The organism is Roseateles sp. P5_B10 (assembly GCF_056400485.1).
Genome location: NZ_JBFULE010001258.1, coordinates 1 through 1,037, shown reverse-complemented (window position 1 = coordinate 1,037; position 1,037 = coordinate 1). Strand labels below are relative to the sequence as shown.

The 1,037-nt window shown below is 62.4% G+C and carries 1 protein-coding gene; it reads right to left on the bottom strand.

Features of this window, described 5'->3' with window-relative positions; all coding sequences use genetic code 11:
* On the bottom strand, positions 1-1,037 hold a 1,037-nt coding region (locus AC1DU6_RS32565; RefSeq protein ID WP_477862379.1), incomplete at both ends, for a DUF4403 family protein.

Below are 1,037 nucleotides of genomic sequence, written 5' to 3'. Positions count from 1 at the left end.
ATCTTCTTTTGCGCATTCGAGGCAAAGGGCTTCAGATCGATGGTCGCACGTTCGGCCAGTGTCTTCTGTAGCAATGGCATGGCTGCACGAGCCGCCGCGCCGAGCAGGCCGAAGGCCGCTTCAGATTCAACGGCGAGTTCCAGATCGGTGAAGCGCAGCGTCTGTGCCGCCTGATCGAGCGCAGGCTTGCCCCAGACATGGACGGTTGCTTCGCCGCCAAGACCGAACCAGCTCTGCTTCTCCTTGGCGTTCACCAGCAACGAGATGAGCAGGCGGTCGCCGGATGCCGAGACAGTTGCCTTCTTCACCGTCACTGCGACCGCGCCGGAATTGTCTTCCGGGAATGTCTTACCGACGAGCTGCGCCTCGATGATCTTGTTCAGTTCAGTGAAAGGCATGTCTACGGGCACACCGATGCTGAGTTTGCCGGGGCCGGGCGGCACGATGGCGAGTGTGGCAGGAAAGGGACAATTCGGCTGCGTCTGTGTTGAGGTCACGCGTGTTTCGGCCTCGACGCCGAGTGTCAGCGTCACATTGCTGGCATCGATGCGCGGCTGGGCGGCGACGGCACGCGTCGGCTTCAGTTCGATGAACAGGTTCTGCAATGCGCTCGCGCCTTGCAGCGGGATCGACCGGCAGAGTTTGGCCCATTCACGCCGGGCATTCTGCTCGAAGGTAGGATCGTTGCGCAGGCGCTGCTGCAAGGCGATGATCTGCTCGTTGACCGCATTGTCGATCATCGGCTTGACCTGCGCGGGCACATTGATGCGGGCACCAGCGACCGCGACATTGGTATCGCCGAGTGTCACCTGAGCGGTCAGGTTCGGGTCGATCCGCCAGTTCGGGGTCAGCCGCGGCTGCGCCGAGACCACCACATTGCCGCGGATTTCCGCATTGGCATTGACGTTCTTGATGTTGATGTTGCCAAGCTGCTTGGCAACATTGCCGCCGAGCAGGTTGCCGAGCGCGCCGCCCAGCGCATCGCGCACATTCGTCGAGATCGCGCCGGTGACATTGAGCGCGCCGGTCAGGGGGGC